This is a genomic window from Rhizobium sp. 01T437, assembly GCF_056398505.1.
On the sequence record NZ_JBFTPM010000003.1, the window covers coordinates 57,017 to 75,289 of the forward strand.

Here is an 18,273-nt window from a genome sequence, read left to right on the forward strand (position 1 = left end):
TCGGCTTGAGCTTAAACATTGATTGACGCTACTCCTTCATGTAGCGTGCGCCCACTTTCGATTGGCTTCCTGGAAGCATTTGATTAAGCGCACCTACAGACCCTTTACCTTATATGACTCAACTTAATGGAGGTCTCGGATTGCTTTCGCCAGATAAGGTCCCGGCATACGCAAACGAAGAGTGGGAACACTCAGAGTCAAGAGACACTATCGACGTTGAAAAGCTGATCGCAATCGCCGCACGTCAATGGCGACCGGTTGCGATTGCAGCAGTTGCCTTCCTTGCATTAGGAATTGTTTATATTGTCACTGCAGTTCCGAAATATACTGCATCGACGAGCGTGCTTATCGACCGTGGCAACAGCGAACTCCTGAGCCAACTTTCCAACGCCGGCGTCCCCGTAGAGGATGATGCATCGGTGTTGAGCGAAGTCGAGCTGTTCAAGTCTGACACAATCAGCTTGGCCGTCATAGATAAGTTAAAGTTGCTGGACAATCCGGCCTTTACTTCGCCGGACCGCTCACCAATCGCCATGCTTCGTTCAATGCTCAATTTCCGTAAATGGTTTGCGAGTGCGGATGTCGATGCCGATGATATGGACGCTATACGACGGGCGGCGTCTGACAAAATCGTTTCCAATATGGATGTCGAGCGCGTAGGGCGCACATACGCACTGTCCATAAGCTACACCTCGACTTCGCCGGATCTGGCAGCAAACATTGCAGGTGCAATTGCTGACGCCTATCTCGTGGATAAGCTGAACTCGAAATACGAGGCGACGCGCCGCGCGAGTGACTGGCTCCAGGAACGGATAGATGAACTGCGACAAAAGGCGCTTGATTCAGACCTTGCGGTCCAGAAGTTCCGTACGGCGAAGGGGCTCGTCAGCACTGGCGGACAATACCAGCTGCTCAGCGATCAGCAGCTTTCGGAATTGACGACACAGCTTATTACTGCGCAAGCCGAAACGGCAAAAGCACAGGCGAAATATGAGCGCGTCAAATCAATCATCGACAACAAGCGTACGGATGCGATCGTAACCGACGTTCTTGATAACTCGATCTCCAACGATCTGCGCAAAAAGTATCTTGAGGCTTCGAAGATCGAGGCCGATATATCGGCCCGCCTCGGACCGGATCACATTCAAGCCGTTCGACTGCGCGGCGAAATGGCCGAATATCAGCGGCTGATGTTCGAAGAGCTAAATCGTATTGCCGAAAGCTACCAGAGTGAGCTTCAGGTCGCCCAGAGCCGGGAAAAATCCCTTCAGGACAGTGTTACGCAAGCGACGAGCGTAACGGCTGCCGCGGGAGAAACCCAGGTTCAACTGCGCGAGCTTGAGCGCACCGCTGATACCTATCGCAATCTTTACCAGACCTTCCTCGCCCGCTTCCAGGAAGCAACTCAGCAACAGACTTTCCCCATCACGGAAGCGCGCGTCATCACCCGATCGCAGGTACCGGTATCTGCCAGCTCGCCAAAGAAGCCGCTCGTTCTTGCTCTTGCAATTGCGCTTGGTGCAATCTTTGGCAGCGGCGTAGGGGCTTATCGAGAGTTCCGTGACCGCTTCTTCAGAACCGGTGATCAGGTTCGCGATGTGCTGTCGCTGGAATATATCGGCCATGTGCCTGCTGTCGACGCGAAGGAAGCCGCCAACGGCGCCAGCGAGCTGGAATCGACCCGCGGGCTGCAGACCGGCAACGGGATCACCAACTACGTGGTCAACCATCCGCTGTCGGCCTTCGCCGAAACGATGCGCAGCGCGAAGATCGCCGTCGATATGGAAAATCCGAGCTCACGCAGCAAGGTCATCGGCGTCATCTCCAGCCTCCCGGGCGAAGGCAAGTCGACCATCGCCATCAACCTTGCGCAGCTCCTTGCAATGCAAGGTTCACGCACACTGCTGATCGACGCCGACCTTCGCAACCCGGGTGCGACGCGCGCCATCGGCCGGCATGCGGAACAGGGCATTCTGGAAGCATTGCTGGAAGGCAGGCCGCTGAAGGACGTGCTGCTGCTCGACAGCAAGACCAAGCTTGCCTTCCTGCCGGCCGTCGTCAAGCGCCGTGTACCGCACTCCTCCGACCTGCTTTCCTCGTCTATCATGGTCAACATGCTGGATGAGTTGAAGGCACACTTCGACTATATCGTTCTCGACCTGCCTCCGCTTGGCCCGGTCGTCGATGCCCGCGCGATCAGCCCGATGCTCGATGCTTCGCTGGCCGTCATCGAGTGGGGCCGCACATCGCGGCGCGTCGTTCGCACGACCTTCGCGGTTCAGCCTGAACTCATGCAGAAGTGCATCGGCGTCGTGCTGAACAAGGTCGATACGGAGAAGCTGAAGCTTTATCGTTCCTATGGTTCCGGCGAGTATTACTACAACCGCTACTCCGCCTATTATCACGAATCGTAAGAACACTTTTCGAGCAAGATCTGAAATGGGATTATGCGGCGAATTTCGCCGCATAATCTTTTTTGGTCACGCCAATTCCGAAAAGAACCTGCCGATGGCCTCGATCTCATTCGGCCGGATGTCATGCCCTCCCGAGTGCCATTCCGTCTGCACCTGTGCCTTCTGGCTCTCGAAATAAGCGGAAAGCGCTTCGGTCAACGCGGCTGGCGAGATCGGATCGCGCTGGCCTGCCGTAATCAATATCCTACGGCCGCCAAGATCGGGATTGGCGCGAGGCCGGAAAGGGATGAGCGGATGAAGCAGAGCTGCCGCGTCGAACAAGCCCTTCTCGATAAGCACGTTCGCCAGAATGTTGGCGCCGTTCGAAAATCCCAGCCCGAGAATTCTGGATGCACTATGTGCCGACGCCAGATCCTGGACGTAGCCACTCATCTTGTCCGTCGCCCGAGCAAGGTCAGCCATGTCATAGACCCCCTCGCCGGTTCGCTTGAAAAAGCGCGCCGCCCCATATTCGGAAACATCGCCGCGCGGCGAAACGATCGTCGCTTCCGGCAGCAAGTGCCTGCCGAAATCGAAGAACTGATTCTCGTCGCCACCCGTCCCGTGAAGCACGAAGAGGATGGGCTTTCCGGGTGCACCGGCATGCAGCCGGTGCACATAACCATTGTTCGTCATCGTCCTACCTCCGCTTAGGCTTCGAGCGGCTGCAGGTGCTGCTCGATGAGGGCACGCAGATGGGCATGCTGCTGCGGCAGTTTCAGTGCTTCGCCGAGATGCGCCGTATCCTCATCGCGGTCGAAGCCGGGCTCGTTGGTAGCGATCTCGAACAACACGCCGCCCGGTGTGCGGAAGTAGATCGCCCAGAAGTAATCTCGGTCGATAACCGGGGTGACCTGATAGCCGGTGTCCATCAGCGCCTTGCGAACCTCCAGCTGTTTTTCGCGGTTTTCAACAGCGAAAGCGACATGGTGGACTGAACCTGCGCCTGGGAGCGCACGGGCAATATTGGGCATGGTTTCGAGATCGACGAGATGCGCGCCATTGCCGCCGGGAATGATGAGACGCTTGACGCCATCGTGTTCGTCCTGAACCTCATAACCCATGAACTTCAGAAGTTCGGCCGTAGCGCCATCATCTCTCAGCCGCATGGCAACGGAGTGGAAGCCTCGGATGGCATGATCCTCGCTGACACCGCCATGCGTCCAGGGAGCGCGGGTATCGTCCTTGACCTCGACGAGCGCAAAGCCGTCGCCATCGGGACCGGCAAAATTCAGGCGCTTTTCACCAAACGATTCTTCCGTCTTCAGGCCGGTGACATTGAGCTTCGTCAGGCGATCACTCCAGAAGCCGAGCGAGCCCTGCGGAACTGAGTAAACCGTGGTACCGACTTCACCGGTGCCAGGACGCCCCTGCGCCATCTTCGGGAATGGGAAGTAGGTCATGATCGTGCCCGGGGAACCGGTTTCGTCACCGTAATAGAGGTGATAGACGTCAGGAGCGTCGAAATTGACGGTCTTCTTGACGCGGCGCAGGCCCAGCGCATTGGTGAAGAACTGGTTGTTGGTCCGGGCGTCCTCCGCCATCGATGTGACGTGGTGCAGACCCTTGATTTGATCGAGCATTTGAGACCTCTTTCTGCCCGCAACAGGCGGGCTTTCGATGGGTCATAGATGAGCTTTTCGAGCCGGTTCTCATAGTCCGGCAAGCTGACACGCATTGTCTCCATTTTGTGAACGACAATGCGGCAGCGTTCAAGGATTGACGGGAAGCTGCCAATCAATAGGTTCACGGCCATGCGACTGCAGAAACGCATTCGCCTTGGAGAAATGCCGGGATCCGAAAAAACCGTTATGGGCCGAAAGCGGCGACGGATGTGGCGCCTTCAGCACCATATGCCGCCTTGCATCGACAAAGGCCGCCTTCTTTTGAGCATAGGAGCCCCAGAGCATGAAAACGACGCCTTCGCATTCGTCGTTCACTTTGCGGATGACGGCATCGGTGAAGCGCTCCCAGCCTTTGCCCTGATGCGAGGCAGCCTGAGATTCCTCCACCGTCAGCACGCTGTTGAGGAGAAGCACGCCCTGTTGTGCCCAATGTTCCAGGAAGCCGTGCCGCGCCGGCGAAATTCCAAGATCCGTCTCCATCTCCTTGTAGATGTTGACGAGCGACGGCGGAATACGCACGCCGGGGCGAACGCTGAAGCAGAGTCCGTGAGCCTGGCCGATGCCGTGATAGGGATCCTGCCCGAGAATCACGACTTTAACTTTCGCAAGCGGCGTCAGATCCAGGGCGCGGAAATACTCCCCGCCCTTCGGGAAAATCCGTCGGCCAAGCTGCTTCTGCTCCACGAGAAAGATCTTGAGCTGCTGCATGTAGGGACTTGCAAACTCGCCGGCGAGCGCCGCTTTCCAACTCTCTTCAAGAGTGACTGACGTGTCGTTCACGACGCAAACCTCCCGGATCGATGCAGCCTATGTACGAAAACCGTTCTAGCAAAATTACGCAGAGCCACAATACGCGACGGTTGTGACGCTATGCCTTGCCATCTCGCAGATGCGAAGAGCGCTCCAGCTGTCATAAATTGGAAATTCTCTACCATTACCAAAAGTGCTGGTAACGATACGCAAATGATGGCAATACTTTGCTATGCCGTCTGCCGTTTTAACTATGCCCTAATTTTGCTGTTTACCCAAGCAAATCAGCACAGTAGAAATCGGTTGTTCACAGCGCGAGGGTGTTTCGTATGAAGTTTGGGACAAGCGGCCTTCGTGGTCTCTCGGTGGATCTCACGGGACGCGCATCAGCGCTTTATGCCATGGCTTTCGGCAAATACTTGCTGCAGAGCAACAAAGCCGCAAAGGGCGATGTCATCCTGATTGGCCGTGATTTCCGGGAGTCCAGCCCGGAGATTGCCGGTAACTGCGCCGGCGCACTTGCGAGCCTCGGCTTCAAAGTTCTCGACTGCGGCACCGTCCCGACACCGGCGCTTGCGCTTTACGGCTTGGAAAGAAAGGCCGCTTGCCTGATGATAACGGGTTCGCATATCCCTGCGGACCGCAACGGCATCAAATTCTATCGTCCAGACGGCGAGATCGACAAAACGGACGAAGCAGCAATTACCCGATTTGCCGCCGAAATCGAAGCCTCGGGCGAGGCTGTGGTGAGCGCGTCGGCTGCAGTGGAAGATCACTCTGCCCCGTGTCTGCAGCTCTTCTTCGAGCGCAACGCGGCTCTCCTGCCGGCAAGCGCACTTCTAGGTATGAGGATTGGCATCTATCAGCACAGCACGGTCGCCCGTGACCTGATGGTCGATATTCTCGCCCATTATGGCGCCGAGGTCGTGGCCCTTGGTCGGTCCGAAACCTTCATTCCCGTCGACACCGAAGCCGTTTCCGAAGAGACGATCGCCCTCCTGAAGAGCTGGGCCTCCACGCATGGCCTTGACGCAATTGTTTCCACCGATGGCGATGGCGACCGTCCGCTGGTTGCCGACGAAACCGGGACGCCATTGCGCGGAGACCTTCTGGGGTTGATATCAGCCAATTTCCTCGGCGCCGGCACCGTCGTCACGCCGGTTACCTCCAATTCAGGAATTGAAGCGGCAGGATCTTTCAAGGTCATTCGCACCCGTGTCGGCTCTCCCTTCGTTATCGCCGGCATGGAAGAGGCCGTCGCCGCAGGCAAGGATCTCGTGATGGGCTTCGAGGCGAATGGTGGGCTCCTGACCGCAACGCCCTTCGATATCAACGGCCGGAGCGTGCGAGCATTGCCCACGCGCGATTGCTTCTTGCCGATGCTGGCAACGCTTTCGCTCGCCGCAATCCGCAAGGAACCGCTTTCGATCGTTGCGACCTCATACAAACTGCCCTTCGCGGCGGCCGACCGTCTTGAGAATTTCCCGGTCGAAACCAGCGCAGCCTTGATGACCTACCTGCGTGGATCCAACGCCAATCTCGCAGAATTCCTGCTGCCCATTGGCGAGGTCGGTTCGAAAAGTGATATTGACGGCTTGCGCGTGACCTTGCGCGATGGCCGTATCATCCATTTTCGTCCGTCCGGCAACGCGCCGGAAATGCGTTGCTACGTGGAAGCCGAAGGAGAGGCAGCCGCCTTAGAACTCTTGAATGCGGGATTGACCCGAATTAAGCGCTGGGCAGAAGCCCGATAAGCATGCGACAAACCTGGCCGTTCATTTCAAGGAAGAGTATCCGATGACACAGAAAATCGTCCCCGTGATCATGGCTGGCGGCAAGGGCACGCGCCTTTGGCCCCTCTCGCGCGCAACCGCGCCGAAACAGTTCATCCAGTTTGTCGGGGACAAGACGCTGTTTCAGGAAACCCTGGTCCGCGTTTCCGATCCGGCGCTTTACGAAGCCCCTGTTGTTGTGACGAATGAGGACTTTCGCTTCCTCGTGGCGGAACAGGCCCGCGAACTCGATATTCCGCTCGCCGCGGTATTGCTGGAGCCGGTTGCCCGCAACACTGCTGCTGCAGTGGCAGCCGCGGCAAGCCTGGCCTCCGAGCATTTCGGCAAGGAGGCCATCATCCAGATGCTGGCCTCCGATCATGAAATCCTGGCGGACGAAGCCTATTTCGACGCCATCCGCACGGCACGGGATGCGGCTCTCAAGGGCAAGCTCGTCACTTTTGGCATCACGCCCACGGAGCCGGCGACCGGTTATGGTTACATTGAGRTCGGCAAGCAGCTTCCCAGCGGCGCGCACGAGGTCAAGCGCTTCGTCGAAAAGCCGGCACGCGAGAAGGCCGAGCAAATGCTGGCCGCCGGTGGCTTTTACTGGAACTCTGGCATCTTCATGTTCCCGGTCGCCGAACTGCTTTCCGAAATGCAGGAATATGCACCTGATGTGCTGAAGGCAGCTGACAAGGCGCTGTCCAAAGCAACGCGTGATCTCGATTTCACGCGTCTCGATGCCGAACACTTCGCAAAGAGCCCCGACATCTCCATCGATTACGCAGTCATGGAAAAGACGTCCAAGGCGGTGGTCGTGCCCTCCGCCTTCAGGTGGTCGGACATGGGCAGCTGGGATGCGGTATGGAAAACCGGCGTTCAGGATGAAAACGGTAACATCGCCGCCGCCAACACGACTGTTGTCAACACCCGCAACTCGCTTGTCATGACCCATGGCGTTCACCTCGCCGTCCAGGGCATGGACGATGTCGCCGTCATCGCCAGCGAAGATGCTGTTTATGTYGGACCGTTGAAGGAAAGCCAGGAAGTCGGCAAGCTCGTCAAGCTACTTGCCGGCCAGAAGAAGACGTCGAAGCTGACCGAGACGCACCCCACATCCTATCGTCCATGGGGCGGCTACACCTCGATCTTCAATGGTGATCGGTTCCAGGTGAAGCGTATCTTCGTTACGCCCGGCAAAAAACTGTCGCTGCAGAAGCACCATCATCGCTCTGAGCACTGGATCGTGGTGAAGGGAACGGCCGAAGTTACAATCGGCGACAATGTTCAGATGTTGCGCGAAAACGAGTCGGTTTATATCCCGCTCGGTGAGGTCCATCGCCTCGCAAATCCCGGCAAGATTCTGCTGGAACTCATCGAAGTTCAGACAGGCTCCTATCTCGGCGAAGACGATATCATCCGTATCGTCGACGAGTTCGGCAGAACCTGAACCTAAGCTTTTTGGCGGTCTTGAACTTGGTTCTCCGCCCCTGTAACGGATAGTGGTCCGCCTTTATGGTCGGACCACTTTTTGTTGAATGAAGGTTACGCCATGCGCATTGTGATGATTGGTTCGGGTTACGTTGGCCTCGTCTCGGGTGCCTGCTTTGCAGATTTTGGCCACCATGTAACCTGCGTCGACAAATCTGAAGCCAAGATCAACGCTCTCGAAGCGGGCGAAGTGCCAATCTATGAGCCCGGCCTTGAAGCCATTATCCAGCAGAATCGCGGCGCCGGCCGCCTCGATTTCTCGAAGAATCTCGCCCCTTCCGTTGGCGAAGCCGACGTGGTCTTCATCGCCGTCGGTACACCGTCCCGCCGCGGAGACGGCCATGCGGACCTGAGCTATGTCTATGCAGCGGCGCGAGAGATCGCCGCCGCGGTCAGAGGATTCACAGTCGTCGTGACTAAATCCACCGTGCCGGTCGGTACCGGGGACGAAATCGAACGGATCTTCCGAGATGAATTTCCGGAAAAGGATATTTCCGTCGTTTCCAATCCTGAATTCCTGCGCGAGGGCGCGGCTATTACCGATTTCAAGCGACCCGATCGTATCGTGATCGGCACTGAGGATGCGCGTGCCATCGAGGTCATGCGCGAGGTCTACCGCCCGCTTTACCTCAATGAAGCGCCGCTTTATTTCTGCGAACGCCGCACCTCCGAACTCATCAAATACGCCGCCAACGCCTTCCTCGCGATGAAGATCACCTTCATCAATGAGATTGCCGACCTCTCCGAGAAGATCGGCGCCGACATCCAGAAGGTTGCCAAAGGCATCGGCATGGACAAGCGTATCGGTGACAAGTTTCTGCATGCAGGCCCAGGCTACGGCGGCTCATGCTTCCCCAAGGATACGCTCGCTCTCGTCAAGACCGCGCAGGACTTCGACAGCCCGGTACGCCTGATCGAGACGACCGTTGCGATCAACGACAATCGCAAGCGCGCGATGGGCCGCAAAGTCATCGCCGCCTGCGATGGCGACGTGCGTGGCAAGAAGATTGCGGTCCTCGGCCTTACCTTCAAGCCGAACACTGACGACATGCGCGATGCGCCGTCGCTCACGATCATCCAGGCTCTGCTCGATGGCGGTGCAACGGTGCATGCCTACGATCCGGAGGGTATGGACGCGGCAAAGGATATGCTCGGCCCGGTCATCTATGGCAACGACCCATACGAGATCGCCGCGGATGCCGATGCAATCGTCATCGTCACCGAATGGGACGAATTCCGCGCGCTCGACCTCAAGCGCCTCAAGACCATCATGAAAAAGCCGGTTATCGTTGACCTTAGAAACATTTATCCGGTCAACGAAGTGACCAAATATGGCTTCGGCTATTTTGCTGTCGGCAAGAAACCCGAAAAAGTTTAAGGCTGCTCCAGTTCACCACAGAATGGCAGGGCTCGTCGTTTCTATTCGGTGAAGGCGAGCATGAGCTGGCGGGCTTAATGGGCCTTGCTACGTTGTATTGCAATCCGCAGAAGATGCCTCATTCGGCGTTGGGACAAGCGCCCTGCCCTCGCCCACGTCTTTGCCGGGCTGCTGAGGCAAGCAAGTCGTATGGAGTTGGCTCTCTTCAACCTGCCGACCCAACCGCCGACGGAGCAATGGCTGACGCGTTTCACAGATTCCAGGCAGGACGGGGATCGGTACTTTTGCGTATGATGATCGGAGAGAATTTTGCGACCAGTGTGTCTGTAGAATCCTTGTTCCAGTGAAGGCGGATTGGCCGAAGTGAGCTCCGAAAATAATCTGCCGGAGCTGCGATATCATCCGATCCAAGCAATCTAAAGCGCGGGATGGTTGCTCGCCCGGACAACGGCGCTGTCAATCGTGGTCCATTTTGTGTCGCATTGAGGCGCACGACCATGCCGCCGACAGCAGCATAACGGCATATCGCCGGTCGGCTGTTCGCCTCGAGACTAAATTCGAGCCCAAGCCAGTCATTGCTCTCCGACAATTCGTAGTCGAACCCCGCTTCGACCCAATCGCCCACAGAGAGACCGAGTTTCTCCAGGTCCATGTCGGGCCAGGACAGCGTTAATGTGCATACCCGAGAGTCGTTTGCATTGTCCGCAGGATCGATCGTAAAGATCTGCCTTTCCAGGCCATCGGATACGATTTCCTTTGATCCGGTAATTTTATMCGTCTGCCCCCCGCCGCGTGTCGCCGCAAGGCCGTCGGCGACAACGCCTTCAACACCGAATCGCTTGCCTCTCTCCCCCAGGAAGCAGCCAAGCGGCGAAAGGTTGGCCAACGTCACATCTCTGCTGTAGAAGTCGCCTTCCGTCACCATTTTGCGCAATATCGGCAGAAGCACGGAATAGCGCAACCATTGGCCCAACGTGTTCAAGTGAACATCGTCCTCTGTGATTGCGATGCCCTCGGCGATCGCCTTCGAGAGAACCTCCCGGTCGTCAACAACTTTGACGCCGTCCCGGCCGTCGATGGAGACGATGTAGTCAGCAAGGCCGTTGCTGAGGGCATGCCGAGGATCACTCGCAGGCCAGGCCCCAACTGAGTGACCGATGCGGTCGACGGGCAACATGCAAACGACCCAGATCCCGGCATCTCGCAACGGCTTCAAAAGCGCCTCGTACCGCGCTATCGCATCCTCAAGGGTGATCTTATCGCTGGCAACGTCGTTCGTGCCAATGTCCAGGACAACGATGTCGGGTGCCCGCTCAATGTACCAGGGCAATCGCGCGAGCGTCTGCGGTATGTGCTCGCCTCCGCGTCCTGCAATCGCCCCCGCCATTCTGCCCGTTACCGCTGCTTTGGTCGGCACGGTCGGATCATACCAGCAGTCAAGATTAAAACGATTATCGACGTTTCGTAGCGGCCCGATGGTCCCGAGCCAATTTGCTGTCACAATATCGATACGGGGCGTCGGATTCCCAGGATATATTACCGTATAACCACTGTTGGCTACGAAGCTGTGCCCCAGTCCCATAACCTTTGCTCCAACTTTGAGCGGTAGACCGGGCAAATCCCGCCTGATCGACGGCATGGCGGCAGAAAGCGCCTGAGAGCTTTGGACAAAATAGGAACCGAATTGTGATAATAAGCCGGCGAGAAATGTACGACGATAAAGCTGTAAATCCATGACATTCCATCTCGATCTTAGCGCTACACCGTCGTTCAGTCATGACTGAAAACTCGACATTTGCATGACAACGCATAGCTTTGAACGGTATTGGGGATAGCAGTGTCCGAGACCCGAAAACGACCTGTGGCCTTCGATGTTCAGAGCAATTTTTTCATCGCGAACCATCAGTCGTATTTTTGCCAGGCGCCACAGTCGCCGATAACTGCAAAAATCTTAAGACTATATCCGGCCCACCAGTCCTTGAGACGGGTGACGGCACCAAGGGGAATGTCTTGGCTGGGGAATGCCGCAACAAATAGTGCTGCGCACAATTGTTGCGCTTCCTTTCGCTAATGCAGCATGCTATCGATTCCTGCAGCGTAACCTTAATTGCGGGTGAAGGACTATGCCTGTTCGTCAGCATTATTTGACGCTCGATGGCCTTCGCGGCCTTGTCGCGATCTCGGTGCTTTTCTTTCACATCGTTTGGCAAAACGGCCTTGGCTCTTTATCGCCGCATGGTTACCTCGGAGTAGATTTCTTTTTTGCCTTGAGCGGCTTCGTTATTGCAATAGCCTATGATGCCAGATTGCAACAAGGAATGGGGTTCAAGCAATTTATGATAGTTCGACTACGTCGACTATATCCTCTGTTTGCACTTGGCATGGCGTTGAGCGCCGCAGTTTTTATATTGAGAATGTTGCCCAAAGGTGAATTTAATACTTCGGAATTTGTGTTTGCATCGCTGAATGCTTTTTTGATATCACCCTTCGGACGAGTGGAGGGCAACGATTATCTCTTCCCGTTCAATTCACCAGCCTGGTCGCTGTTTTTTGAAGTTGCCATCAATGCAGTTTATGCGCTGGCCGTGACCTACCTCACCCTGCCGAGATTATTGGGTGTTTTGGCCGCCTCGGCAGTGGCCGCTATTGTAATGGTGACCTATCACGGCAGTTTCGATGTAGGAGATAGCTCCAGCGAACTCTTCGAGGGAGCCATTCGTGTAACATTCTCTTTTTCAGGAGGTGTGTTGCTTGGGCGCTTGATGATGGCGGGTCGCTTGAGGAACATGCCGACCGTGTCACCGGCTTTGCTGAGCGTTGTCTTGCTCGCAATATTTTTGTTTCCTGTGACTCGGTTCAACTTCATATTTGAACTGGTGGGCGTATTACTCGTCTTCCCGCTCATTGTAATGCTAGGCGCCGTAAGGGAGCCTTCATCTCGATTTGAAGCCTTGGCCAAGTTTTCCGGGCTGATATCCTATCCCTTATATATTACGCATATGCCGGTTGTACTTATCAGCACATACATATGTGTCCGGCTGAAGCTGGAAGGCATAGCTTTGTTCACCATGATTGGGATAACGATGGTTACGGCAATCATGTTGGCATACTTGGCTGCGGTTTGCTTTGACGAGCCTATCCGACGCTTCTTCCGCGCGACGTCTTCACCTCTTCCAACAAGCTGATGAYCAGTTAAGATGCCCTTGCCCTGACTTGGCCTGACGCTGGTTCATCCCGGGCCAAGTGCTCGAATACGGCACCACCTCGCAGCAGGCCGTGGAGCGCGGGTTAGAGCGACAAACCTTACCGTCGCGGGATCACCTGCAAAACACGAGGCACCTGCGACAGGACCTAAAGCTCTTCAACAATCCATCGCGGGCTAGCTCGCTAACTTTGCTCAGAAATGCCGCCAGGTAGACAGTTCCGTGGAGCTCTACGAGCTCGCCGCCGGTCACAACACCCGACCTGATCTCCTTGACCAGAATTGCGGCGTTGCAGGATCGTCGGCTTCCATCAGGTTCTGCAGACACTATTTCAGCTCAATCGACCGCCCGATGGTATCACGACTGCAGGCCTAGGGGTCGCTTTCCCGGACCTCATGCAACAGCCAACCCAATGTCGGGGCAATCTCGGCAATACAGCCGCCTCCAGACTTTCGGTATCAACATATAGAGGCCAACCGCATGTAGGTCATCCGGCATCCAAGCGCTCAAGCCGCAAGAGCACTCAACAGGAAGACTGATTGGATCTCGAACCGTCGAGCGGCTTGCCAAATGCAGACACTGAGCCTTACTGGACAGAGCAGCATCTAACCGAGTGCTTGCCGATAAATCGTAGCCAATAGTAGCTTCCTGTTATTCTCCTGGAGAAGCGGAAGCCTGATGCGGGACCTGCTGCATTACCGGTAATTCCTGTCTTTGACGCACCCGTCGAGGAACGGGCTTTTTATGCCCTGCAAGCAGCGCGAGGAAAATAAGCGGAAATTCCAGAGGCGAAGCAAGAGCATTATCTGAGTTGGAGAGGAACAGGAAGCCGGAATAAGCCAGAATAGCAACCACGTTTGGACGGCCACCCCGAAAGCTGGCCTTGAGCACGGCAAGGCTTAGCAGCACATAGAAAATGATCATTCCCGTGCTGCCGAGCTCGACCGACAGCCGGATGAAGTCATTATGAGCTGAAGTAGAACCGACGATAATCTCGATTTCGTGCGGCGTGATATAGAACTGGTGACCGAAGCCGATGCCCGTGTAGGGATATTGGGCAATGACGGTACGCAGATAGTCCCACATGATACCGCGGCCGCTGTCGCCACTCTGCAGAAAGCGCGTCGCAAAATTGTCCCAGAACACCGCCACGATCGCCAGACCGCCAACCAGGCCCATCACCACCAGCGAAATCTTGGTCGTGATGGTTACGCCGCGTTGAACGAGCACCGAAGCACCTGTCACCACAACACAAACCGCCAGGGTCGCCCTGCCTCCAGCAGCAACGAGAATCAGCAGACTGATGAGCACGAGCGCCGCGTATTTCTTTTGACCGCCAAGCACCAACTGCACACCGGCAAATACGCCGCACATTCCGAGCGCAGATGTGAATGCTGCCGCCGACAACGAACCCAGATAGCGCGGAACACCGGTTGCAAACTCGGTGGCGATCATGGGTTTGATGCCCACGGCCTGATAGGCAAAACCGAGGACCACGCACACCAACGGCAGGAACGCGGTTACTTTCCAGATGAGCTGCTGATCTCGGTAGCTGGTTTTTCCGGCCAGCAACGCGAAGAGAACAATGATCTGGTTCAGAGAAACAAATAGAACAGACCAACTGAAGCCGTTATAGGGCGTCGATGCACCCAGAATAATTACAAGCAACAATTCCGCAAAGAGAAGCGCCAATATCGTTCTGTCGGGGCGACCGCGAAACAAAATCGCGAAAGAAGCAAGTATAAAAAAAGACTTCTCAATAGCGTTGCTACCGGCAAGATGCAGGGCTGCGCCGATATTAAATACCAGCAACACAAGAGAAAAGACGAAGATCGCTCTAAACGCCATATATCGCTTCCAATTGACCTAACTTAACTAGAAGGACGTAATTGATATGCTCTTTCGTATCAACAAAACCGAATCGAGTATGGTCCTTGTCGAACTGGCGCATCGATTCAGCAATATGGCCTTCTCCAGACGAAGCGTGCTCGGCCTGTCGCCGTCAACATTCAAGGACCTATATATCTTCAATCCTCATTTTTTCGCAATGCACCATCAAGCGTCGAACGATGGCGCGCGTATAATTAAGCAACCCGGCATGTTCCCTTGATCCAGAATTTTCAGGCATCGTGCCAGCGGACTCGCCGCAATCATCGTCCTGATTTTCCAGCACCCAATTTGGGCAGAGTATCCAGGCTATTTCGTGGCTAGGCACTCGAAATGCCGCCAGCATCTGCCATCGGGCGCGAGAGCCGCCACTGGGGAAACGCTCAATTGCCCACAATTAAGGCGGCAATATCCACCGATACTGCCGCCCTAAACTCTCTAATAAATCTCCAATCCGCCTGTCACGCCTTTTTGCAAGCCAGACCGAACCGGTTATGACGTTCCGGCTTTCGACTATGCAAAGAGGAAGTCGGAAGCGTGGAGATCCGCTACATTAACGTTCTGCAGCGTCACGATATGGTTCGCATCAAGGGTGATGACGGTATTGGCGCCGTCCTGAGCAGCATGCGAAATGATGTCGGCGAACTTGTACTGGCTTACACCAGCAGCGCCGAACTTCAGCTTGTCCTGGCCGATGGTGAAGTCGGCAATGTAATCCGAACCGCTTTCAAAAACGAAAGTGTCCTTACCGGTGCCACCTACAAGGTAATCGTTGCCTGCGCCGCCGTAAAGGAAATCGTCGCCAGCGCCGCCATAGACATCGTCATCGCCGTCATCGCCAAAGACGAAATCGTTACCGTCGTCGCCGAGCACCTTATCGTTGCCGACGCCGCCGTATACGCGGTCATTGCCTTCGTTGCCGTGAACGATGTCGTTGCCTTCGTCGCCGTAAACGCGGTCATCGCCAGCATCGCCAGTGATGAAATCAGCGCCGGTACCGCCGCGCACGATGTCGTTGCCAACACCACCGCCCAGAAAATCGTTGCCTGCGCCGCCGTAGATCGCGTCGTTGCCTTCGCCACCCCAAACATGGTCGCTACCGTCGCCGGAGGCAATGATGTCATTACCAGCACCACCGAAGACGAAGTCGTCGCCTCCACGCGAGTTGATTACGTCGTCGCCAGCATCACCGTAGATTGCATCTTTTCCGGTGCCGCTGCCGATCAGATCGTTGCCGTTGCCGCCGAGTATTTTGTCGTCACCGTTACCAGAATAGATTGCGTCGTTACCGTCGCGCCCACGAATCTCATCATTTCCAGCCGTACCCTTGAGAGTGTCGTCTGAATTGGTACCCAGAACGTTAGCCATTTCGATTCTCCCTTTGAAACACAAGTAAGATATTTATAGTGAAGCGCTGTCGGCTTTCGTTCCCTTGACTATTAAAGAATTAATTTATTGTAAACCCTGAAGTTGAGAACAAAATTGGGCTGATAAAAATATACTTAACTCGAGATCACTCGCTTAAAGTGTACTCGTGCTCAACAGCGGAGTATCGCAACTATTGCACGTTAAAATATCCAACAGAGGGAATTACAAGAATAGCGATATTGAGGGACGCCAATTAGGCGGGATAGCGCAGCCGAGAAACCAACGCTGCCTGCGGACTTTCAATGCCGCAGGGCGTTCCGCAGACACGTTTCATTCTATCTGTCGCGGGGAATGGCGACTGAGAGCTCAATCGACTTCATTTATTCGTCTTGAGCCGCCGATATTCTAGCTGGAACGACTAATGTTCAGGTTCAGAAACATGCCAGGAGGGCTGGTGCCGGGATGTGACGGACCACGAGCGAAAATCCATCAACGACTGTCGGTCATGTGGCGACACGGTCGCAAACTTTTTCACACGTCGTTGAGCGATGAACTGGCACGGATCATATTTAAAGATGTGATCGCGAGCCTCCATGGAGTGCCCTTTTGAGACTTTTGCGCACATTATAGTATGCAGGTCATGAGGCACCCTGCTTGTCGGACCCACGGCTCAATTCCAAAGATATCGATTGATCATCGCCTGTGGAAACCATCGGTGAGCCGCGTTCAGGCAGTGCCTTTCAAAGCCAATTTGCGCGCATTCATTCACTTATAAATAAGGCCGTCAGCGTGCATCACGTGAAGCCTTAGCCATTTGTTTTCACTGCGCTAATCGAGCTTATGCTGGCCCTGGGGATCCAGTTGGCCCGCCATTATTTCTTTATGAAGGTCAAAGTCAGGCCGCAATGTCGCCAATTTCCACAGAGATTTAGGCGTTGCAATCGCCAGGGAATATTAATATCCATTCTAGGCCTGAACGGGGCGTAGGGATTCATTCGCGAGGAATTCTAATGGCTTACGCTGTATCAGCAGTAATACCTGTTAAGAATCGGCCTACCGAGATCATCCGAGCCGTAAACAGTATTTTAGCTCAAACGGTAGTTCCACATGAGATAGTCATCGTTGATGACGGCTCGACAGATTCTACTCCGGCGGTAATCAGCCAGCTTGCCGAAGCGCATTCAATTATTAAGCCAATTTTCCTGAGCAAAAGCCGAGGCGCCTCTGGTGCAAGAAATGAAGGCTGCCGCGCGGCGTCGGGCGACATGCTTGCTCTGCTTGATTCCGACGATGAGTGGCTTCCCGAAAAAATGGAGCTGCAGTTGAAGCTCCTGTCGGACGACGAAAAATGCCCTGCAGCCGGCTGCGGCATGAAATACGACTACATCGATAGGCCAAGCGTTTCGCGCGTGCCGCCGCGGGTGATCACGCTCGAACATCTGAGCCAGGGAAATATCTTCGGCTCGGCTTCTGTTGCGCTTATCCGCAAAAGCAGCTTCATGGATATTGGTGGATTTGACGAAAGCCTGCCGAATTGTGAAGACTGGGATCTGTGGTTCCGTCTGTCGCAGATTTCTTCGCTCCTGAGCACCAGTGAAATAATGGTGCGCTATAGCTATGACGGAAACGACAAGCTTTCCCGCAATATCGACAAGCTCATTCTTGGCCACAACATGATGCGCGACAAAATATTGGCGAGCGTCAGCAATCAGCGGCAGAGAAATATCATCATCGCCGCCCATGAGATGAAGATGGCTGAAATTGCAGTTCGCACAATCGGCTCTCCTAGCATGGGCTTTAAGCATGCATGGAAGAGCCTGTCGGCGAACGCAGGCCCGCAAAACGTCACCCGTGCTCTGAAGCTGCTGGCGGCCGGCGCTTTCTATTCAAATCGCTACTAGAGAATTCCAGCGTTCAGATGGCATCACCCCAGGTGGCGTCCTCTGAACGCAGGTATTCTGCGTCTGAATTTGATGACGCCATCGGCATTCTGACCCTGCAAACATCGTTTTGGCGACCCAGGGAACAGCCAGTTCAGACCATCTGACCCCCCTTGAGGGAGCGGTGGGCTTGTCGTTTTTAAATCACAGCTGGCACTAAATTTCTCAAATTCATGGATCAATCGCGACCTTTCGAGCCCCCAAATACAACGTGCATGCTGCATTGCACAATTTTTCGTTGACTGGATCGCCGTTGCTGCAGCGACCAGCCAAGAAATGTGCCGTCATGCCCGACGAGCATAAAGGGAGCAAAGAGAAAACTGAAAAACGCGTTTAAAAACAATTCGATGCCGCCAGCAGTCGAAGCTTCGCCTGCCCGTTTTCGAAAAAATCCCCAGAATGG

Annotated in this window: 12 protein-coding genes; 6 read left to right on the top strand and 6 right to left on the bottom strand. The window is 55.1% G+C overall.

The genetic code is table 11. The features are described 5' to 3' along the window. Positions 1–140 precede the first annotated feature (140 nt). Positions 141–2,414: a polysaccharide biosynthesis tyrosine autokinase gene (locus tag AC1DM5_RS06535; protein WP_477818457.1), complete on the top strand. Its 2,274-nt coding sequence runs from the start codon at positions 141–143 to the stop codon at positions 2,412–2,414. Positions 2,415–2,480: 66 nt separating this feature from the next. On the opposite strand, the gene AC1DM5_RS06540 is transcribed toward AC1DM5_RS06535, so the two are convergent. The 3 genes from AC1DM5_RS06540 to ung form a co-directional block, all read right to left on the bottom strand. Further along, a complete protein-coding gene (locus tag AC1DM5_RS06540) occupies positions 2,481–3,089 on the bottom strand; it encodes an alpha/beta hydrolase (RefSeq protein ID WP_477818458.1) in 609 nt (202 codons plus the stop codon). Positions 3,090–3,103: 14 nt separating this feature from the next. After that, on the bottom strand, positions 3,104–4,036 hold the full coding sequence (locus AC1DM5_RS06545; RefSeq protein ID WP_477818459.1) for a VOC family protein: 933 nt from the start codon (positions 4,034–4,036) through the stop codon (positions 3,104–3,106). A gap of 129 nt (positions 4,037–4,165) precedes the next feature. Continuing rightward, entirely contained in the window at positions 4,166–4,858 is a 693-nt protein-coding gene (gene ung / locus AC1DM5_RS06550) for a uracil-DNA glycosylase (RefSeq protein WP_477818460.1), read from the bottom strand. A 299-nt stretch (positions 4,859–5,157) separates the two neighbouring features. On the opposite strand from ung, the gene AC1DM5_RS06555 reads away from it, so the two are divergent. The 3 genes from AC1DM5_RS06555 to AC1DM5_RS06565 all read left to right on the top strand — a co-directional run bounded on the left by AC1DM5_RS06555 (position 5,158) and on the right by AC1DM5_RS06565 (position 9,472). Next, complete coding sequence (locus AC1DM5_RS06555; protein WP_477818461.1) at positions 5,158–6,582, top strand: phosphomannomutase; 1,425 nt, start codon at positions 5,158–5,160, stop codon at positions 6,580–6,582. 43 nt (positions 6,583–6,625) lie between these two features. Continuing rightward, positions 6,626–8,053: a mannose-1-phosphate guanylyltransferase/mannose-6-phosphate isomerase gene (locus AC1DM5_RS06560; RefSeq protein ID WP_477974783.1), complete on the top strand. Its 1,428-nt coding sequence runs from the start codon at positions 6,626–6,628 to the stop codon at positions 8,051–8,053. A 102-nt stretch (positions 8,054–8,155) separates the two neighbouring features. Beyond that, positions 8,156–9,472 (top strand): UDP-glucose dehydrogenase family protein, encoded by a 1,317-nt coding sequence (locus AC1DM5_RS06565; RefSeq protein ID WP_477818462.1) that lies wholly within the window; start codon positions 8,156–8,158, stop codon positions 9,470–9,472. Between the two features lie 250 nt (positions 9,473–9,722). On the opposite strand, the gene AC1DM5_RS06570 is transcribed toward AC1DM5_RS06565, so the two are convergent. After that, positions 9,723–11,207, bottom strand: coding sequence for an SGNH/GDSL hydrolase family protein (locus tag AC1DM5_RS06570; RefSeq protein WP_477974786.1), 1,485 nt, complete (start codon positions 11,205–11,207; stop codon positions 9,723–9,725). 388 nt (positions 11,208–11,595) lie between these two features. On the opposite strand from AC1DM5_RS06570, the gene AC1DM5_RS06575 reads away from it, so the two are divergent. Beyond that, positions 11,596–12,657: an acyltransferase family protein gene (locus AC1DM5_RS06575; protein ID WP_477818464.1), complete on the top strand. Its 1,062-nt coding sequence runs from the start codon at positions 11,596–11,598 to the stop codon at positions 12,655–12,657. Positions 12,658–13,326: 669 nt separating this feature from the next. Here AC1DM5_RS06575 and AC1DM5_RS06580 read toward each other — a convergent pair. Continuing rightward, positions 13,327–14,523 carry an O-antigen ligase family protein gene (locus tag AC1DM5_RS06580; protein WP_477818465.1) on the bottom strand — a complete coding sequence of 399 codons (1,197 nt, stop codon included), beginning with the start codon at positions 14,521–14,523 and terminating at the stop codon, positions 13,327–13,329. Between the two features lie 552 nt (positions 14,524–15,075). Beyond that, a complete protein-coding gene (locus AC1DM5_RS06585; protein WP_477818466.1) occupies positions 15,076–15,930 on the bottom strand; it encodes a calcium-binding protein in 855 nt (284 codons plus the stop codon). Positions 15,931–16,940: 1,010 nt separating this feature from the next. On the opposite strand from AC1DM5_RS06585, the gene AC1DM5_RS06590 reads away from it, so the two are divergent. After that, positions 16,941–17,831 carry a glycosyltransferase family 2 protein gene (locus tag AC1DM5_RS06590; RefSeq protein WP_477818467.1) on the top strand — a complete coding sequence of 297 codons (891 nt, stop codon included), beginning with the start codon at positions 16,941–16,943 and terminating at the stop codon, positions 17,829–17,831. Positions 17,832–18,273 lie beyond the last annotated feature (442 nt).